Annotated in this window: 16 protein-coding genes; 11 read left to right on the top strand and 5 right to left on the bottom strand. The window is 71.6% G+C overall.

Going from position 1 to position 17768, the window contains the following annotated elements; all coding sequences use genetic code 11:
- Positions 1–133: 133 nt before the first annotated feature.
- From clpB to ACFYTT_RS10235, 9 genes are all read left to right on the top strand, one after another.
- On the top strand, positions 134–2725 hold the full coding sequence (clpB, locus tag ACFYTT_RS10275) for an ATP-dependent chaperone ClpB (RefSeq protein ID WP_387258518.1): 2592 nt from the start codon (positions 134–136) through the stop codon (positions 2723–2725).
- A 79-nt stretch (positions 2726–2804) separates the two neighbouring features.
- Positions 2805–3185 (top strand): hypothetical protein, encoded by a 381-nt coding sequence (locus tag ACFYTT_RS10270; RefSeq protein WP_131056831.1) that lies wholly within the window; start codon positions 2805–2807, stop codon positions 3183–3185.
- Between the two features lie 69 nt (positions 3186–3254).
- Entirely contained in the window at positions 3255–4295 is a 1041-nt protein-coding gene (locus ACFYTT_RS10265) for a hypothetical protein (RefSeq protein ID WP_387258516.1), read from the top strand.
- Between the two features lie 71 nt (positions 4296–4366).
- Entirely contained in the window at positions 4367–4960 is a 594-nt protein-coding gene (locus ACFYTT_RS10260) for a DUF4178 domain-containing protein (RefSeq protein WP_387258514.1), read from the top strand.
- Between the two features lie 215 nt (positions 4961–5175).
- On the top strand, positions 5176–6009 hold the full coding sequence (locus ACFYTT_RS10255; protein WP_131055687.1) for a hypothetical protein: 834 nt from the start codon (positions 5176–5178) through the stop codon (positions 6007–6009).
- 90 nt (positions 6010–6099) lie between these two features.
- On the top strand, positions 6100–6786 hold the full coding sequence (locus ACFYTT_RS10250) for a hypothetical protein (RefSeq protein ID WP_131055685.1): 687 nt from the start codon (positions 6100–6102) through the stop codon (positions 6784–6786).
- 8 nt (positions 6787–6794) lie between these two features.
- On the top strand, positions 6795–7604 hold the full coding sequence (locus tag ACFYTT_RS10245; protein WP_131055683.1) for an SDR family oxidoreductase: 810 nt from the start codon (positions 6795–6797) through the stop codon (positions 7602–7604).
- A 169-nt stretch (positions 7605–7773) separates the two neighbouring features.
- On the top strand, positions 7774–8304 hold the full coding sequence (locus ACFYTT_RS10240) for an orotate phosphoribosyltransferase (protein ID WP_131055681.1): 531 nt from the start codon (positions 7774–7776) through the stop codon (positions 8302–8304).
- Between the two features lie 57 nt (positions 8305–8361).
- Positions 8362–8739: a helix-turn-helix transcriptional regulator gene (locus ACFYTT_RS10235; RefSeq protein WP_007454255.1), complete on the top strand. Its 378-nt coding sequence runs from the start codon at positions 8362–8364 to the stop codon at positions 8737–8739.
- A gap of 51 nt (positions 8740–8790) precedes the next feature.
- Here ACFYTT_RS10235 and ACFYTT_RS10230 read toward each other — a convergent pair whose 3' ends face one another.
- From ACFYTT_RS10230 to ACFYTT_RS10215, 4 genes are all read right to left on the bottom strand, one after another.
- Entirely contained in the window at positions 8791–9729 is a 939-nt protein-coding gene (locus ACFYTT_RS10230; protein ID WP_176092243.1) for a DUF368 domain-containing protein, read from the bottom strand.
- A gap of 96 nt (positions 9730–9825) precedes the next feature.
- A complete protein-coding gene (locus ACFYTT_RS10225; protein WP_387258512.1) occupies positions 9826–12351 on the bottom strand; it encodes a polynucleotide kinase-phosphatase in 2526 nt (841 codons plus the stop codon).
- Positions 12352–12439: 88 nt separating this feature from the next.
- Positions 12440–13864, bottom strand: a complete 1425-nt coding sequence (locus ACFYTT_RS10220) for a 3' terminal RNA ribose 2'-O-methyltransferase Hen1 (protein WP_387258680.1) — start codon at positions 13862–13864, stop codon at positions 12440–12442.
- A gap of 247 nt (positions 13865–14111) precedes the next feature.
- Positions 14112–14324, bottom strand: a complete 213-nt coding sequence (locus ACFYTT_RS10215) for a hypothetical protein (RefSeq protein ID WP_176092245.1) — start codon at positions 14322–14324, stop codon at positions 14112–14114.
- Between the two features lie 168 nt (positions 14325–14492).
- Here ACFYTT_RS10215 and ACFYTT_RS10210 point away from each other — a divergent pair, with 168 nt between their 5' ends.
- Both ACFYTT_RS10210 and fbaA read left to right on the top strand, forming a co-directional pair.
- Complete coding sequence (locus ACFYTT_RS10210; RefSeq protein WP_387258510.1) at positions 14493–14876, top strand: phage holin family protein; 384 nt, start codon at positions 14493–14495, stop codon at positions 14874–14876.
- 224 nt (positions 14877–15100) lie between these two features.
- Positions 15101–16126 carry a class II fructose-bisphosphate aldolase gene (gene fbaA / locus ACFYTT_RS10205; protein WP_131055184.1) on the top strand — a complete coding sequence of 342 codons (1026 nt, stop codon included), beginning with the start codon at positions 15101–15103 and terminating at the stop codon, positions 16124–16126.
- A gap of 140 nt (positions 16127–16266) precedes the next feature.
- On the opposite strand, the gene ACFYTT_RS10200 is transcribed toward fbaA, so the two are convergent.
- Positions 16267–17529: an LOG family protein gene (locus ACFYTT_RS10200; protein WP_387258508.1), complete on the bottom strand. Its 1263-nt coding sequence runs from the start codon at positions 17527–17529 to the stop codon at positions 16267–16269.
- Between the last annotated feature and the right edge of the window lie 239 nt (positions 17530–17768).

Raw genomic sequence — 17768 nt, 5'->3', positions numbered from 1 at the left:
AGGATCAGGACGTGAGCAGCGCCCGGTGTCCACCGCACGAAGGAGTGTCGGATGTCACACCTCTGAGGTTGAGTGGAATAGGCTCAACTCTGGTTCTGTCGGTACCAGTGGACACACCGATCCAGGGGAGCCCATGAACACCGAACGCCTCACCACCAAGAGCCGCGAGACCATCACCGGTGCCGTCGCCCTGGCCAACCAGCGCGGGCACGCCACCGTGGAGCCGTGGCACCTGCTGCTGTCGCTGCTGGACACCGAGGGCTCGACCGCTGCCGGCCTGCTGCGCGCCGTCGGGGCCGACCCCGCCGAGCTGCGCCGGGCCGCACAGCGGGCGGTCGACGCGCTGCCCGCCGCGCGCGGCTCCAGCATCGCGGAGCCCACCCTGGCCCGCGAGTTCGTCAACGCCATCGGTGCCGCCGAGCAGATCGCCCGGCCGCTCGGCGACGAGTACACCTCCACCGAACACCTGCTGGCCGGGCTGGCCCGGGTCGGCGGTGCCGTCTCCGGTGCGCTCACGTCCGCCGGTGCCACCGAGGAGACGCTGGTCGCCGCGTTCCCGACCGTGCGCGGTGGGGACCGTCGGGTCACCACGGCCGACCCGGAGCAGACCTACCAGGCGCTGGCCAAGTACGGCGTCGACCTGACCGCGAGCGCGCGGGACGGCAAGATCGACCCGGTGATCGGGCGGGACTCCGAGATCCGCCGGGTGATCCAGGTGCTGTCCCGGCGTACCAAGAACAACCCGGTGCTGATCGGCGAGCCCGGTGTCGGCAAGACCGCCATCGTCGAGGGCCTGGCCCAGCGGATCGTCGCCGGTGACGTGCCCGAGTCGCTGCGGGACAAAAAGCTCGTCTCGCTCGACCTCGGCGCGATGGTCGCCGGTGCGCAGTACCGGGGCCAGTTCGAGGAGCGCCTCAAGTCCGTCCTGGAGGAGATCAAGAACTCCGACGGGCAGGTCATCACGTTCCTCGACGAGCTGCACACGGTGGTCGGCGCGGGCAAGGGCGAGGGCTCGATGGACGCCGGCAACATGCTCAAGCCGATGCTGGCCCGGGGCGAGCTGCGCATGGTCGGCGCGACCACGCTGGACGAGTACCGCGAGCACATCGAGAAGGACCCGGCGCTGGAGCGACGCTTTCAGCCGGTGCTGGTCGGCGAACCCACCGTCGAGGACACCATCGGCATCCTGCGCGGGCTCAAGGAGCGCTACGAGGTCCACCACGGCGTACGCATCACCGACGCCGCCCTGGTCGCCGCCGCCGCGCTCTCCGACCGGTACATCACCGACCGCTTCCTGCCGGACAAGGCGATCGACCTGGTAGACGAGTCGGCGTCCCGGCTCCGGATGGAGATCGACTCCCGGCCGGTCGAGGTGGACGAGATCGAGCGGGCGGTACGCCGGCTGGAGATCGAGGAGATGGCGCTGGCCAAGGAGCCGGACGCCGCCTCCGCCGTACGCCTGGAACGGCTGCGCAAGGAACTGGCCGACAAGCGTGAGCAGCTCACCGTGCTCTCCGAGCGCTGGCACCTGGAGAAGAGCCACATCACCAAGCTCTCCACCGCCAAGGAGGAGTTGGAGCGGTTGGGTGGTGAGGCGGAGCGGGCCGAGCGCGACGGCGAGTTGGAACGCGCCGCCGAGCTGCGCTACGGCCGCATCCCCGCGCTCCAGACCGAGCTGACGAAGGCCGAGGAGGAACTGGCCCGGTTGCAGTCTGCGGGCGCGATGCTCAAGGAGGAGGTCGGCGCGGACGACATCGCGGCGGTCGTCGCCTCCTGGACCGGCATCCCCGCCGGCCGGCTGCTGGAGGGCGAGACCGCCAAGCTGCTCCGGATGGAGGAGTCGCTGCGCGAGCGGGTCGTCGGCCAGGCCGAGGCGGTGGGCGCGGTCTCCGACGCGGTACGCCGTGCCCGTGCCGGTGTCGCCGACCCGGACCGCCCGACCGGGAGCTTCCTCTTCCTCGGCCCGACCGGGGTGGGCAAGACCGAGCTGGCGAAGGCGCTCGCCGAGTTCCTCTTCGACGACGAGCGGGCGATGGTCCGCATCGACATGAGCGAGTACGGCGAGAAGCACTCGGTGGCCCGGCTGGTCGGCGCTCCGCCCGGCTACGTCGGCTACGAGGAGGGCGGCCAGCTCACCGAGGCGGTGCGTCGTCGGCCGTACTCGGTGATCCTCCTCGACGAGGTGGAGAAGGCCCACCCGGACGTCTTCGACATCCTGCTCCAGGTGCTCGACGACGGCCGGCTCACCGACGGCCAGGGCCGTACCGTCGACTTCCGCAACGCGATCCTGATCCTCACCTCGAACCTCGGGTCGGCGGTGATCAGTGATCTGACGCTCGCCGAGGAGCAGCGCCGGGAGGGCGTCCTCGCGGTGGTCCGGTCGCACTTCAAGCCGGAGTTCCTCAACCGGCTCGACGACATCGTGGTCTTCGCCGCACTCCGGGGCGACGACCTGCGCTCCATCGTGGACATCCAGTTGGCCCGCCTGCGCAGACGGCTGGCCGACCGCCGGCTCTCGCTGGACGTCACCGACGCGGCGCGGGGCTGGTTGGCCGAGCACGGGTACGACCCGATCTACGGCGCCCGGCCGCTGCGCCGACTGGTCCAGTCGGCGATCGGCGACCAGCTCGCCAAGGCGCTGCTCGCCGGCCAGATCCGCGACGGCGACACGGTGCGGGTGGAGCTCGCCGACGCCAAGGACGGCCTGTCGGTGAGCACCGCCTGACCCGTACCCACGATGCCGGAGATCCCCGCCGCCCCCGCCTCGGCGGGCGGCGGCGGGCCGTCCGGGTGAGGATGGAGACATGTTCGGGATCGGGCGCAGGAAGGACCCGGAGCTGACCGCTGCCGTCGCGGCCCTGGCCGCCGCCGGCCGCGTCGCCTTCGGCGGGGTCGGGATCGCGGGCGCGACGCTGCCGGAGACCGAGGCATACCAGCGCGTCGCGGCGATCGCGGCCGACCACCCCGACGAGGTACGCGGGCAGCTCGACCGCCTGCTCACCACCGGCTCTCCGGCAGCCCGGGTGTACGCCGCCACGCTGCTGGAACAGCTCGACCCGGCGGCCGGGCGGACGGCCTGGAACAGGCTGCGTTCCGATCCGGCGGAGGTGGACACCGCCGTCGGGTGCGTGCTGGACCGCACCACGGTCGGCGAGTACGCCGCCCGACGACTCGACGATTCGTGATCCGACGGCCGGTCGGGTCCGTCCGATCGGTGCTGCCGGATCTTGTCCGGTCCTCCTACGCTCCGTGCCATGACCGCGACCGCCGAAGATCCGGCCGCCGTACCCTCGCCTCGCCCACCTCGCCCCGGCACCGTCACCGTGGCCTTCTGGTTGCAGCTCACGATCGCGCTGATCCTGTTCGGACTCGTCGCGCTGGTGGTCGTCGAGGCGTTCCAGTGGGACGCCGCGATCGACCGGGCGGCGCGCCAGGTGCCCGACGCCGACCCCGCCGAGGTACGCGCCGAGCGGGTCAGCAGCGTGACCATGTCGCTGGTCCTCGGCATCCCCGCCCTTGCCCTGGGGCTCTGGATGGCGCTGACCGCGGTCGGCGTCCGCCGGGGCAGCAACGTCGCCCGGGTCATGGTCTTCGCGGCCGGTGGTGCCGAACTGCTGCTCTGCTTCTTCCAGGCGTGCGCCGGCTTCTTCTTCGTCCCGTTCATCGCGTTCGCGGCGTCCGGGGCGGTCGAGATGGAGGAAGGCCCACCACCGGACGACTTCTGGCAGGAGTCGGACTTCTTCGAGGCGCTGTACGGCGAGCCGCGCCTCTTCGAGACGGTGTTCTTCCCGCTGGCCGGTCTCGGCGTGCTGACGGTGGTGACCCTCACCGCGGTGGTCGTGCTGATGTTGGCGATTCCGCCGGCCAACCGCTGGTTCGTGCCGAAGCCGGAGCCGGCCGGACCGCTGACCGCCGGAGGCGACATCCCGAACGCCTATCTCGCCGGCTACCCACTCCCGACGCCCTACTACCCCGCCCCCGGCTATCCGCTGCCGCCGGGCTATCCGGTCCCGCCCGGCCATCCCGCGCCGTTCGGCGGTCCCGTCCCGACCGGCTACGTCGTGCCTCCCGGCTATCCACTGCCCCCGGGCTACCCGCTGCCGCCCGGCTACCCCGTGCCGCCCGGCTACCCCATGCCCGTCCCGCCCGGTTATCCCGTGCCGACTGGGCAGCCCGCACCGGCAGGCGAACCACCTGCGTCGTCGGGTGAGCAACCACCGCCGTCGGACGATGACCCGGGTGAAACCGACCAGGGACACCGATCGGACCCGGACCCGGGCGGGAACGGACGATAGTCGACCGGCGACGGCTCCACCCGCGCCGGTCACGGCTACCGTCGTCACCGAAATACCTGGGGAGGTGACGGGTGGACGACGCGACTGCGTACCTGGTGATCGCGCTCGGGTGTCTGCTGGCCGGGCTGGCCGTCGTCGTGCTCGTGGCGCGGCGGCGGGGCCGGCCGACGACCGCGCCCGGTCGGCGCGTCGCGGCCGGGCCGTCGACGGACCCGCGTCGCATCGAGGTCGGTGACATCGTCGAGATCGGTGACCTGTCGTACCGGGTACGCGGATCGATCCGGCTGGTCGAGGGCGAGTGGAGTTGGGCCGAGCACCTGCTCGACGACGACAGCGGGCGTCCTCGCCTGTCGGTCGCCGAGAGCCCGGAGTTCGCGCTGGTGCTCTGGGAGCCACAGCCGGGAAGGGTGCGGACCGTCGGTGTTCCGGCGGTCGACGTCGCCGGGCGACGGTACGACTGGCACGAGTCCGGCCAGGCCCGGTACACCGCGACCGGGCTGACCGGGCTCCCCCCGACCGGGACGATGCGGTACCACGACTACCGGGCACCGGGCGGGGCGCGGCTCACCTTCGAGGCGTACGGCGAGGCGGGCTGGGAGGTCGCGCTGGGCCGCCGGCTGGATGAGGGCGACGTGACGGTGCACCCGCAGGGACGCGGATCGTGAGAGCGACACCGGTTCGGCTCGACAGCGACCCGCGCCGACATCACCGAGGGCGGATCTGGGTACACCGCTCCCGAGCCGGGCGGCTGGTGCGTCCGCTCACCTGCTCAGCGCCGATCCTGGCGTTGCGGAGGAGGACGCGCCGTCCAGACGGCGTCGTGTCGTGCCGGGTTGGCCTGTTGCCGATACGGTGAGTCGCGTTCCAGGGAGGGAGAAAGATGGTCGACCCGAAAAACACCCCGGCCCGGCAGCGGCCGGGTGTGGTGACGATATCCACCTACTTGCTGTTGCTCTTCGCGATCTGCCAACTGATCAGTGTGGTCGTGTCGCTGGCCACGATCGGCACCGTCCGTGAGGTGATGGACGAGGCGTACCGCGACTCCACGGTCGAAGGAGCGGAGAGCCTCGGCGACTTCACCGTCGTCCTCGGCGTCGCCACCGCAATCTTCCTTCTCGTCGTGGCGCTCGCGCTGTTCGGCCTGGGCCTGCTGAACCTGCGTGGCAAGAACGGCGCCCGGATCGCCACCTGGGTGGTCGGCGGCATCATGCTCTGCTGCACCGGTTTCAGTCTGCTCAGCGGGCTGGCCGGCGGCCTCACCACGCCCGGTGCCGAGACCAGCGGCGACATGCCGAGCACCGAGGAGGTCCAGCGCCGGCTGGAGGAGGCGCTGCCCGGCTGGGTCACCCCGGTCAGCCTTCTGCTCGGTGTGATCAGCCTGCTCGCGCTCCTGGCCGCGCTGATCCTGCTGGCACTGCCGAAGGCGAACGAGTTCTTCCGCAAGCCGACCCAGCAGTGGGAGCCGCCGATGCCCGGCGGCAGCTACCCGAGCCAGCCCGGCTACCCGCAGGCACCGGGCTACCCGGGCACCTCGCCGCAGTCCGGCGAGCCGGGCTACCCGGGCACCTCGCCGCAGTCGGCCGAGCCGGGCTACCCGCCCACTCCGGGTCAGCCGCCCGCCGGCGGGCCGGGCGACGGTCCGGGTGGACAGCCTCCCCAGTACGGCGGTCCGGGCCAGCCCGGCGACCAGCCGCCGACCGACCGGCCGAACTGATCGGTCGAACCGACCGCCGGTGAGTTAGGCGCGACTGCGACGGTCCCTCCGAGTAGGTTGCAACCCGAACACCTACCGGAGGGACTCGTCGTGTCGTACCCCGAACAGGCGCCGCCCCGCCGGCCGGCCGTGGTCGTGACGGCCGTGGTGGTGCTGGTCGTGATGGCGGTGGGTGCGTTCGGGTACGCCGTGACCGGCCTGAGTGCCGTCGGCGGCACGGTGTCCCGGTTCCGTGCGGCGGCCGTCGGCACGTCGGCCGACTCCGCCCAGGTCGACGCGATGGTGACCCTGCTGCGGGGTGTGGTGGTGGGAGCGGCCGTGCTGAGCGTGCTCGCGGCCCTGCTCCTCGCCGGCCTCGCGGTGGGCCTGGCCGGCCGGCGACCCGCCGCACGGGTGTCCACGTGGGTGGTCGCCGGTCTCGGGGCGCTCCTCGGTTGCTGCGGCATCGGGGCCCTGCTGATCCAACGCGCCACGCCCCTGGACTTCGGCGACGACCAGGCCGCCGCCGAACTCGTCGCTCTGGTGGCGGACGCCTACCCGTCGTGGTGGATTCCGGTCACCACCACCCTTTCGGTCGGGCAGGTGCTCGGTTACCTTGTGGTAGCCGTACTGCTGGCGATGCCGTCCGCCAACGCCTGGTTCCGTCGCCACCCGGTGCCCCCGCACCACCCCCACCCGCCGCACCACCCGCCGTCCGCGTACCCGCCGCCGGTCGCGCCGCACCAGACCTATCCGCCGCCCGGGGCGCCGCCGTCGTCCCCGTACCCACCGAGGTGAACAGACCCGTGACGCCCGACCAGCCGAGCACCGAGCGATGGGCGTTGATCACCGGGGCGAGCGCGGGAATCGGGGCGGCCTTCGCCGACCGGCTCGCCGCCGACGGATGGCACCTGGTGCTGGTCGCCCGGGACGGTGACCGACTGGCGGCGCAGGCCGCCGAGCTGACCGGCCGGTACGGCGTCGAGACCGAGATCCTGCCGGCCGACCTGTCCACCGACGACGGCTGTGCCGAGGTGGAGCGACGGCTCGCCGCCGCACCGCCGATCGGGCTCCTGGTCAACAACGCCGGCATCAGTCTGAACAAACCGTTCCTCAGGTCGAGCCTCGACGACGAGACCCGCCTGCTCCGGCTCAACGTGCACGCGGTGATGCGTTTGACACTCGCTGCGCTGCTCACGATGACCGAACGGCGGGATGGGGCAGTGATTAATGTCTCTTCCGTCGCGGGTTTCGGTGCGATCATGCCGGGATCGACGTACTCCGCCAGCAAGGCGTGGGTCACGAACTTCAGTGAGTCCGTCGGCCAGTCCGCCCGCCCCTTCGGCGTCCGCGTGATGGCGCTCTGTCCCGGCTACACGCGGACCGAATTCCACCAGCGAGCCGGCATCGACATGTCGAAAACTCCCGAGTGGTTGTGGCTCAACGCGCCCGCCGTGGTGGAAGAAGCCTTGCGTGACCTGCGAAAAGGCAAGTTGGTCAGCGTTCCATCGTGGAAGTACAAGCTGGCTGTCGCCGGTCTGCGGCACGCCCCGCGCGGGTTGCTGGACCGGGTCGCCCGCGACACCCGTGGACGCATCGGCCGCGATCGCGGTTGACCGCGACACGTCGTCGACCGGTGCGGCGGCGACGGGTGCGGCATCACTCGATCCGAACCGCAGGTCAACGTAGCGTAGTCGGACATCGCCACTCATCTGTCCCCCGGAAGGGTTGCCCAGGGTGGCCCGTCCACCCGGCACACAGACTTGCGCAGTACCCTCTATCGCCATGGGGGACCACGACGACCTGCGTAAATTCATCTCCGACCTGGCTGTGGTCCATGGCCGGGTAGTGCTCTCCTCCGGGCAGGAGGCCGACTGGTACGTCGATCTGCGTCGCATCACGCTCCATAACCGGGCGGCCCCCTTGGTCGGTCGGGTGATGCGGGAGTTGACCGCCGACTGGTCGTACGACGCGGTCGGTGGCCTGACATTGGGCGCCGACCCGATCGCCATGTCGATGCTGCACGCGACCGGCCGTCCGTTGGACGCGTTCGTGGTGCGGAAAGCGGGCAAGGCGCACGGGTTGCAACGCCGAATCGAAGGCCCCGACGTGACCGGACGTCGGGTGCTGGCGGTGGAGGACACCTCCACCACCGGCGGAAGTGTGATGACCGCCGTCGAGGCCCTTCGCGAGGCCGGGGCCGACGTGGTGGGGGTGGCGGTTATCGTTGATCGTGGTGCCGGCGACGCGGTGCGAGCCGCCGGATTGCCCTATCGGGCGGCCTATACGTTGGCTGACCTCGGCCTTGTGGCGTAAAAGTCTGCCGATTCGGATCTGCTGATATGCAGCCGGATCGATGCTGCTGGTGGAAGGATGGAATACGTGGGAACTGCGTTGGCCGAAATGACTATGCCTCAGATCTCGCCGCTTGCCGGCGAGCCGATCGAACGTGCCGACGCCGAGCGGCTGGCAGGGGTCCTCAAGGCCCTTGCCGACCCCGCCCGGCTGCGGCTGCTCAGCCTGATCCAGTCGGCGCCCGAGGGCGAGGCGTGCGTGTGCGATTTGACCGCACCGCTCGGTCTCTCGCAGCCGACCGTCAGCCACCACCTGCGTATCCTCACCGAGGCCGGCTTGCTGGAGCGGGAGAAGCGTGGTGTGTGGGCCTACTACCGGCTGGTGCCGAGTGCGATCGCGACGATCGCCGACCTGCTGACTCCGCCGCGGAAGCGGGCCACCAAGAAGGCTCGCTGAACCGGAACCGCTTGGTGGCCGCCCAGCCGGGCAGCCACCAAGCGGTGGACGTCAGCGCACCTGCGTCGGCTCGTCGTCGTACGCCTCGGTGAGCGCGCGGGCGGCCCGGTTCACCCGGCGTCGCTCGGCTACCACCATGGCCAGGACCACGGCGAGGCCCAGCAGGAACAGCGCGGTGATGGGCAGGATGCCGTCACCGGGCGCCTGCAGGGTCCGGTCCTCGGACTGCCATGGCCAGAGCGAGCGCAGGCTGCCGATCAGGGCGCCGGACATCACCGCCAGAGTCATCCGACGGTGCTTGTCCAGCAGCCACTGGAGCAGCTTGACGAAGAGCGCCAGGCCGATGACCATGCCTGCGGCGAAGATTGCCAGATAGCCGAAGTCCCGGTCGTTGACGGCGGCGATGGTCGGTTCGTAGAGACCGACGGTGAGCAGCAGAAATGATCCGGAGACACCGGGCATCACCAGCGCGCAGACCGCGAACGCCGCCACGATCAGCAGGATCAGCGGGTGCGGTTCGAGGGTGGCCTGCGGTAGGCCGGTGAGCGTGAACGTGACCGCCACGGCGACCACCAGGGCCACCACCTCTCGGGCGCGCCACGGCTTGCCGACCATCGAGACCGGCACCAGCACCGAGGCGAGCACCAGGCCGAGGAAGAGGCCACGGGTGTGCTCGGGGTAGCCGGTCAGTAACGGCTCCAGCAGCTTCGCGGCGAGCAGCAGGCCGGGCACCATCCCGATCATCAACGGGATCACCACGTCCCAGTGGGCCTGCCGCATCTGGTGTCCCGCCCGCGTCCAGCCACGTCCACGCGGTACGTCCGACGTCGCGTACCGGACGGCGTTCACCACGTGACCGGCGGACACGATCAGCCGTTCGTACACCCCGGTGACCAGCGCGATGGTGCCACCGCTGACCCCTGGCACGGCTTCCGCCACCCCGATGGCCCCACCGCGTAGGACATGGCCTACCCGTTCGCCCAATGCCATGAAGAATCCGTCTCCTGCCTCGCTCGCCCGGTCGCCGGAGCGGCGCCCGCCACGGCCGCCCAGGCTACCGGGATCGCGAGCAATGCCCGGTTGGCGTCAGAGACGGGGGTCCACCGGCTCGGACTCGCAGGCCAGGATCGCGAAGACCAACTCGTGCCGACGCCACAGCGGGGCACCGTCGACCAACGCGTCCACCGCGGCCAGTCCCAGCCCGTGCTCACGCAGCGCCATCCCGCGTTTGCGTCCCAGGGAGCGCTTGCGCAGCGCGGCCAACTCCTCCGGCTCGGTGTAGCCGGGACCGTAGATGATCCGCAGGTACTCCCGTCCCCGGCACTTGATGCCCGGCTGGAGCAGCGAGCCCCGTTCGCTGCGGGCTGCCGGACCGGCGTACGGCTTGACCACCATGCCCTCGCCGCCGGCCCCGGTCAGCTCCAGCCACCAGTGGGTCGCGGCCTGTACCGCGTCCGGGTCGCCGAGGTCGACCACCTGGCGTCGGGTCGGCGTGAAGAACTCCGGGTCCGCCGCGCAGAGCCGGTCGGCCTGGGCCAGGTGCCAGCCGTGGTCGCGGTCGGCGTAGCCGGCGGAACCGCCGGCCAGCACCGCGAACGGGGCCAACGTCACCCCGCGTAACCCGTCCGTGGGTCCCACGTACGCCCGGTAGGCGGACGTGTAGGCGAGCACGTCGTCCCGGCGACGGGCGGTCCGGTCGCGCAGCGCGGTCACGTCCAGCCCGCGCGCGGCGGCGGCGTCCAGCGAGGCCAGTGCCGCCGGCAGGGCCGCCCGGCCGGCGGCACCGACCCCGGCGTACTGCTCCCGGATGAGGCCACCGGCCTTCGCCGACCAGGGCAGCAGTTCACAGTCGAGCAACAGCCAGTCGGTCTCCAGCTCTGCCCAGAGCCCGGCGGCGGTCACCGCCGCGCGGACCCGGTCGAGCAGTTCGGTGTCGAGCGGTTCGCCGAAGAACGGCCGTCCGGTGCGGGTGTGGACCACCCCGCCGCCCGGTCCGAACGGGCCACCGTCCGGCTCCCGGCAGACCAGCACCACCGCGCGCGAGCCCATGTGCTTCTCCTCGCAGACCACCCGGTCCACCCCGGCCGCCCGGTAGTCGGCGAACGCCTCCGTCGGGTGTTCCAGGTAGCCGTCGACGCGGGACGTCGAGCAGGGCGCCATGGTCGGCGGCAACCAGACCAGCCGGCGCGGATCGACCGCGAAGCGGCTCATCACCTCCAACGCGGCGGCGGCGTTCTCCGCCGGCACCGTCAACGAGCCGTACGTGTGCTCCACGTGCCGCCGCCCGGCCACGTCGGTCAGCTCCAGCACCTCGTCGGGGCGGGACGGAGCGGCGACGAGCGGGCGCACCGGGGCGTACCACTCGCGTTCCGCCGGCACCGAGACCAGCTCGCGTTCCGGGTAGCGCAGCGCGGTCAGCCGCCCACCGAAGACGCACCCGGTGTCGACGCAGATGGTGTTGTTGATCCACTCGGGCTCGGGCGTGGGGGTGTGGCCGTAGACGACGGTGGCCGCACCCCGGTACTCGCGGGCCCACGGGTAGCGCACCGGCAGGCCGTACTCGTCGGTCTCGCCGGTCGTCTCGCCGTACAGCGCGAAGGCGCGTACCCGGCCGGAGGCGCGGCCCTGGTACTCCTCCTTGAGCCCGGCGTGCGCGACCACCAGCCGGCCGCCGTCGAGCAGGTAGTGGCTGACCAGCCCGTCGACGAAGGTGGCCACCTCGGCGGTGAACTCGGCCGGCTCGGCCGCCAACTGGTCCAGCGTCTCGGCCAGGCCGTGCGCCACCTTCACGTTGCGCCCGCGCAGCTTGCGCAACAGCTTCTGCTCGTGGTTGCCGGGTACGCAGAGCGCGTGCCCGGCCGCGACCATCCCCATCACCAGGCGGAGCACCCCGGGCGAGTCCGGGCCGCGATCCACCAGGTCACCGACGAACACGGCGGTACGCCCCGACGGGTGGGTCGCGTCCACCGGGCGACCCGCCTCGTCGTGGTGCAGCCGCCAGCCCAGCCGGAGCAGCAACGTCTCCAGTTCCGCCCGGCAGCCGTGCACGTCACCGACGATGTCGAACGGCCCGGTCAGCTCCCGGCGGTCGTTGAACATCCGTTCGTACCGGATCTCGGCGCGGTCGATCTCGTCGGTGCCGCGCAGGACGTGCACCTTGCGGAAGCCCTCCCGGGCCAACTGGCCGTAGCTGCGACGCAGGTCGCGGGACATCCGGGCGAGCACCTGCCGACCGAAGGTGCGGTCGCTGCGCGCCTCCGTACGCTCCCAGGCCAGCGCCTCCGGCACGTCCAGCACGATCGCCACCGGCAGCACGTCGTGCTCCCGGGCGACGCGGACCAGGCCGGCGCGGGCGTGCGGCTGGAGGTTGGTGGCGTCGACCACGGTGAGTCGACCGGCACGCAGCCGCTTGGCGGCCACGTAGTGCAGCGCGTCGAAGGCGTCGGCGGAGGCGGACTGGTCGTTCTCGTCGTCGGCGACCATCGCCCGGAACGCGTCCGAGGAGAGCACCTGGCTGGGCGCGAAGTGCCGGCCGGCGAACGTCGACTTGCCGGAGCCCGAGACTCCGACCAACGCCACCAGCGCCAGCTCGGGGATGTCCAGGACGCTCATCATCGCTCCTTGGAATAAGGAAGGGCACCTTGTTAACGCCTCCGGTAGAGCAAGGGCCCCCTATTAACTTTCAGATCCGGGTGAACGCTCAGATCCGGGTGAACACGGCGAGCTGGGTGGGAGCGCCCACCTCCGGGTCGTCGTCGCCGACGCCGGACGAGGCGGCCGTGTAGCCGTACGTCGCGCAGACTCGGCGCACCCAGTCGGCGAACTCGGCCCGGGACCACTCGAACCGGTGGTCGGGATGCCGGAAGGCACCCGGCGCCAGCCCCTCGTACCGCACGTTGTGCTCGACGTTCGGCGTGGTCACCACGACCGTCGTCGGTCGGGCGTACCCGAACACGCTGTCCTCCAGCGCCGGCAGCCGAGGCGGATCGACGTGCTCGACCACCTCCATCAGCACCGCCGCGTCGTACCCGCGCAACCGGTCGTCCCGGTAGGTCAACGCGGACTGCCGCAGCGTCACCCGGTCGCGCTGACGCTCGGGCAACCGGTCCAGCCGCAGCCGCCGGGCGGCCGACGCGAGCGCCTGGACGGAGACGTCGGTGCCGACGATCTCGGTGAACCGCCGGTCCCCGATCAGCGTGGCCAGCAACGTGCCCCCGCCACAGCCCAGGTCCAGCACCCGATGCGCACCGGCGGTCACCAGCGCGGCGTGCACCGCCGTCCGGCGGCGCGCGGCCAGCGACGCCCGGGCCCCGCCCGCGCGGGCCGGCACCTCGTCCACGTCGTCGTCCGCCGTCGGCTCGTCGACGGGCCGCTGGGCGGCCAGCCGCTCCAACGCCGCGCCGGCCAGCGCCCGCCGGTGCGCCAGGTAGCGGCGGGCGATCAGCGCACGCTCCGGGTGATCACCGAGCCAACCCGCGCCCGCCCGCAACAGCTTGTCGACCTCGTCCGGCGCCACCCAGTAGTGCTTCGCGTCGTCCAGCACGGGCAGCAGGACGTACAGGTGGTTGAGCGCGTCGGCCACCCGCAGCGTGCCGGTGAGGGCCAGATCGACGTACCGGCTGTCGCCCCACTCCGGGTACGCCTCGTCGAGCGGGACGGCGGTCGCGGTGACGGCCCAACCGAGCGGAGTGAAGAGGCGTACGGCCACGTCGGCGCCGCCCCGGCAGCGCAGCACCGGCACCCGTACCTCCAGCGGGATGGCCGTACCCGCCAACTCCGGGCGGTCCCGCGACTCGCCGCGCAACGCCGACCGGAACACCCGCGACAGCGCCGAGGCGAGCAGGCTGGACGCGGCGTACTGCCGGTCGTTGACGTACCGCCCGAGGGTGAAGGTCTCCGGCGTGGTGGCCGAGTGGCGGCCCCGACCCCGGCCCTGCGCGGCGAGCTTCGCCGGGTCGACGTCGAGCAGCAGCGCGGCGGTGCAGCGCCGCTCCCCGGCCTCGGGATAGAAGACGTGCGCGGTGCCGACGGGCACGTCGAAGGTGTGCGTGCGGTCGGGGTGCTTGACCAGGAGATGGCCCAGGTCGGTCGCGGGGTGGTGCGTGGTGGTCAGGGTGAGCAGCACGCGGCTCATCGTGCCAGGTTGGTCGATCTTGTGCTCTTGGGTTTTGGCGTTGTCTCGGGGTGGGTTTCCGGGGAGCCCCACCCGCTCCGGGCGGTCAGGCTTGATCCCTGCGCGGGTGGGGCTCCCCGGAAACCTGACGTGTGCATGCGCCGTCGGAGGGCGAGGGGGGGCGTGCTGCTCAGAGGGGGAGCTTGCGGGGTGGGCTGCTGGTCAGCGGGGAGTCCAGGGGGAGGGGTGGTGCGGGAGGTCAGCGGTAGTCGTCTTCGTCGGGGGCTACTACGCGGGCCTGCTCCATGGCGTCCCAGTCGGCGACCTCCAGGCCGCGGTGCGGTTCGTCCTCGACCTCGGCGGGGTTGACCACCGTGGCCTGCTCGACCGCGTCGGCCGGCTCGGCCTCCAGGTCGCGTTCGTCAGCGCTGAGGTGGTCGCCGGGGGCGAAGTCCTCGCCGGGCTGGCCCATTCGGTGCCTCCGGGATGTCGGTGGACGGTACCGCTCCACGGTACGGGCTGTGCCGGTGTCGCGCTGGGAACCGGCACGCCACCCGGCGGGGCGAAGAGCGCACCCGGGGTACGGCCGAGTCGGGCGAATCGGCCCACCGGCGGGCCGCCCCGATGCCAGGATGGTCCCGTGGGCTTCCTCATCCGGCTGGTGACGACCGCCGTCGCACTGTGGATCACCACGCTGATCGTGCCGGGGGTCGAGGTGACCGGGCGCACCGGCTACGACACCGTGTTCACCCTGTTGATCGTGGCGTTGATCTTCGGGGTGATCAACGCGGTGCTCAAGCCGTTGATCAAAGTGGTGGGCTGCGTCTTCTACCTGCTGACCCTCGGCCTGTTCGCGCTGGTGGTCAACGCGCTGTTGTTCCTGCTGACGGACTGGATCGCCGGCACCCTCGACCTGCCGTTCCACGTGCACGGCTTCTGGGCCGCCTTCTGGGGAGCCATCGTGATGGCGGTGGCGACCTGGCTGATCAGCGTCGTGGTGCCGGACCGTGCGGACCGTCGGTGAGCCGTCCGGCGCCGGGCCGGTTGTGCCGGGCTGGTCCAGCTACGGGATACTGCCCGCGTAGGACAGCGCGGTCCGGCGCACCAATGGCGATCAGGCGGCCATCCGGCCGACCGCCAACGGAGTTTCGCGCGGCTGCCCGGCCGACCGTCGACAGGCGGCCGAACGGCCGGCGCACGAAGAGCGGCGGCCGCACGGCCGTCAGCGGCAAGTAAGGAGCGTTCGACATGCCCATCGCTTCCCCCGAGGCTTACGCCGAGATGCTGGACCGCGCCAAGGCCGGCCGGTACGCGTACCCGGCGATCAACGTGACGTCGTCCCAGACGCTCAACGCGGCGCTCAAGGGCTTCGCCGACGCGGAGAGCGACGGCATCATCCAGGTCTCCACCGGTGGCGCCGAGTACCTCTCCGGCCCGTCGGTGAAGGACATGGTCACCGGCGCGGTGGCGTTCGCCGCGTACGCGCACGAGGTGGCCAAGAAGTACCCGGTCAACATCGCGCTGCACACCGACCACTGCCCCAAGGACAAGCTGGACAAGTTCGTCCGGCCGCTCATGGCCATCTCGCAGGAGCGGGTCAAGAACGGCCAGGAGCCGCTGTTCCAGTCGCACATGTGGGACGGCTCGGCCGTGCCGGTCGCGGAGAACCTGGAGATCGCCGAGCAGCTTCTCGCCGAGGCCGCCAAGGGCAAGATCGTCCTGGAGATCGAGGTCGGCGTCGTCGGCGGTGAAGAGGACGGCGTCGAGAACGCCATCAACGACAAGCTCTACACCACGGTCGAGGACGGCCTCGCCATGGTCGAGTCGCTGGGCCTGGGCGAGAAGGGCCGCTACATGGCCGCCCTGACCTTCGGCAACGTGCACGGCGTCTACAAGCCGGGCAACGTCAAGCTGCGGCCCGAGGTGCTCAAGCAGATCCAGGACGCCGTCGGCGCCAAGTACGGCAAGGACAAGCCGCTCAGCCTGGTCTTCCACGGTGGATCCGGCTCGCTGCTGTCCGAGATCCGCGAGGCGCTGGACTACGGCGTGGTGAAGATGAACATCGACACCGACACGCAGTACACCTTCTCCCGGCCGGTGGCGGACCACATGTTCCGCAACTACGACGGCGTGCTCAAGGTCGACGGCGAGGTCGGCAACAAGAAGCTGTACGACCCCCGGGTGTGGGGCAAGGCCGCCGAGACCGGCATGGCCGCCCGGGTCGCGGAGGCCTGCGAGCACCTGCGCTCGACCGGTACCACGATGACCAAGTGACGTCCTGACGTCGCCGCCGACGGCGGCCGGTTCCTCCCACGGGGCCGGCCGCCGTCGCGTTTCTGGGCTTCGTGCAAGGAGGGGTCCCCTACTAACGCCTGGTGTATAGCAGGGGTCCCTTCCTTACACCGAGGACGGAGCTACTCCGCCGACGAGCGGAGGAGCAGCCGGACCGCCTCGTGCACGTCGTCGGTGAGGTGCACGGTGCCGGAGAGGTCGCCGAACGGCGACGTGGCCAGCAGGGGCTTCAGCAGTGACTCCACCGGCAGTTCCGAGGTCCAGTACTCGCGGTCCAGGAACACGTACGCCCCGCTTGCCCCGTCCGTGCCGTAGTAGGTCTTCGTGGCCGCCTGGAACACCTCCTGCACCGTGCCCGCCCGGCCGGGCGCGAACACGATCCCGCCCCGGGCCAGCCGCAGGATGGTGTCCTCGCGGATGGCGTTGGAGAAGTACTTGGCGATCCGGCCGGCGAACAGGTTCGCCGGTTCGTGGCCGTAGAGCCAGGTCGGCACCGCCAGCCCGCCACAGTTGGCCCAGTCCAGGTCGCCGGTGGTCAGCGCGGCCGAGTCGGCCCGGTACGCGACGGCCGGCTCGCCGTCGTCCTCCGGTGGTGGCGTGACCGAGCGGCCGAACAGCTCCCGGACCCGCAGTGCCGCCGCCGTGTAGCGGTCGTGGTCGGTGAAGTCGGGTGCGGCGGCGAGCAGGTCGATGGCGGCGGTGAGGTCCTCGGCCGACCGGGTCGACAGGTACGCGCCCAGATTGGCGGCCTCCATCACACCCGGGCCGCCGCCGGTCACCACCAGGCGGTGGGCCCGCGCCAGCTCCCAGCCCAGCACGGCGGCCGTCCGGTACGGCGCGCTGCCTCGGCGTACGGCGTGCCCGCCCATCACCCCGACGACGGACTGCGGTCCGTGCGTGGCCAGCCAGGCCCGGGTGGCGTCGGCCAGCGCGTTGTCCACGCCGTGGTCGTGCAACCGCTGGCCGAGCGCTTCGCGTACGTCGGGGAGCGCCCCGCCGTGCGCGCGGAAGTGCGCGTACACGCGGCTGTCGTACATCGCCTCGAAGCCGCCCTCGGTGAAGCCGGCGGCCAGTTCCTCGGGGGTGTAGAGGTGCGGTGGCTGGGTCGGGTACGGCAGCCCGGAGAAGGGCGGCACCACGTTCGCGCCGCGCCGGACCAGGTCCGCGCCGACCTGCCGGGAGGCGAAGCGGCAGCCGACGAAGAGGGCTCCGGCGACCTCGGTGTCGCTGAGGTCGGGTATCGGTTCCAGGTCCAGCCGGAGCCCCTGGACGGTCAGCCCGACCAGGGTTCCGTCGGCGAGCCGCTGATCGAGTTCGGCCCGGGTCTGGATCTCGTTCAACCAGGTGTGCGGCTCGATGACGTCCGCGGGGGGTGGGGTCGGCACCCGGCCATCCTGCCCGGTTGCCGCAACCGTGCCCGAGCTGGCCCCGACCGGCTGGGAAAGGTGGCGGGAGCCCGGCGGCCTGGCCGAGCTCCCGCAACTCCGGTTCCTGGGGAGGCTCCGGTCTTTTAGTTGTAGTGGAAAGGACCGGGCGGCGGCATGGGCCGCAGGCGTGACGGACCTCTCGGCCGTTCAGCCAGCCGGCTCGCCGGACCCCCTCGCGGGCCATGGCCGGAAGCGGG

This window comes from Micromonospora sp. NPDC003816 (assembly GCF_042874705.1).
Lineage (GTDB): Bacteria > Actinomycetota > Actinomycetes > Mycobacteriales > Micromonosporaceae > Micromonospora.
The sequence above is the reverse complement of the archived record's forward strand: the minus strand, read 5'-3'. Positions and strand labels throughout refer to the sequence as shown.

Coding starts and splice junctions, on each gene's coding strand:
- ACFYTT_RS10230 (WP_176092243.1), bottom strand. CDS start 9,729: ATGGCATTGGGCGAACGGGTAGGCCATGTCCTACGCGGTGGGGCCATC.
- ACFYTT_RS10225 (WP_387258512.1), bottom strand. CDS start 12,351: ATGAGCGTCCTGGACATCCCCGAGCTGGCGCTGGTGGCGTTGGTCGGA.
- ACFYTT_RS10265 (WP_387258516.1), top strand. CDS start 3,255: ATGACCGCGACCGCCGAAGATCCGGCCGCCGTACCCTCGCCTCGCCCA.
- ACFYTT_RS10240 (WP_131055681.1), top strand. CDS start 7,774: ATGGGGGACCACGACGACCTGCGTAAATTCATCTCCGACCTGGCTGTG.
- clpB (WP_387258518.1), top strand. CDS start 134: ATGAACACCGAACGCCTCACCACCAAGAGCCGCGAGACCATCACCGGT.
- ACFYTT_RS10215 (WP_176092245.1), bottom strand. CDS start 14,324: ATGGGCCAGCCCGGCGAGGACTTCGCCCCCGGCGACCACCTCAGCGCT.
- ACFYTT_RS10270 (WP_131056831.1), top strand. CDS start 2,805: ATGTTCGGGATCGGGCGCAGGAAGGACCCGGAGCTGACCGCTGCCGTC.
- fbaA (WP_131055184.1), top strand. CDS start 15,101: ATGCCCATCGCTTCCCCCGAGGCTTACGCCGAGATGCTGGACCGCGCC.
- ACFYTT_RS10235 (WP_007454255.1), top strand. CDS start 8,362: ATGGAATACGTGGGAACTGCGTTGGCCGAAATGACTATGCCTCAGATC.
- ACFYTT_RS10255 (WP_131055687.1), top strand. CDS start 5,176: ATGGTCGACCCGAAAAACACCCCGGCCCGGCAGCGGCCGGGTGTGGTG.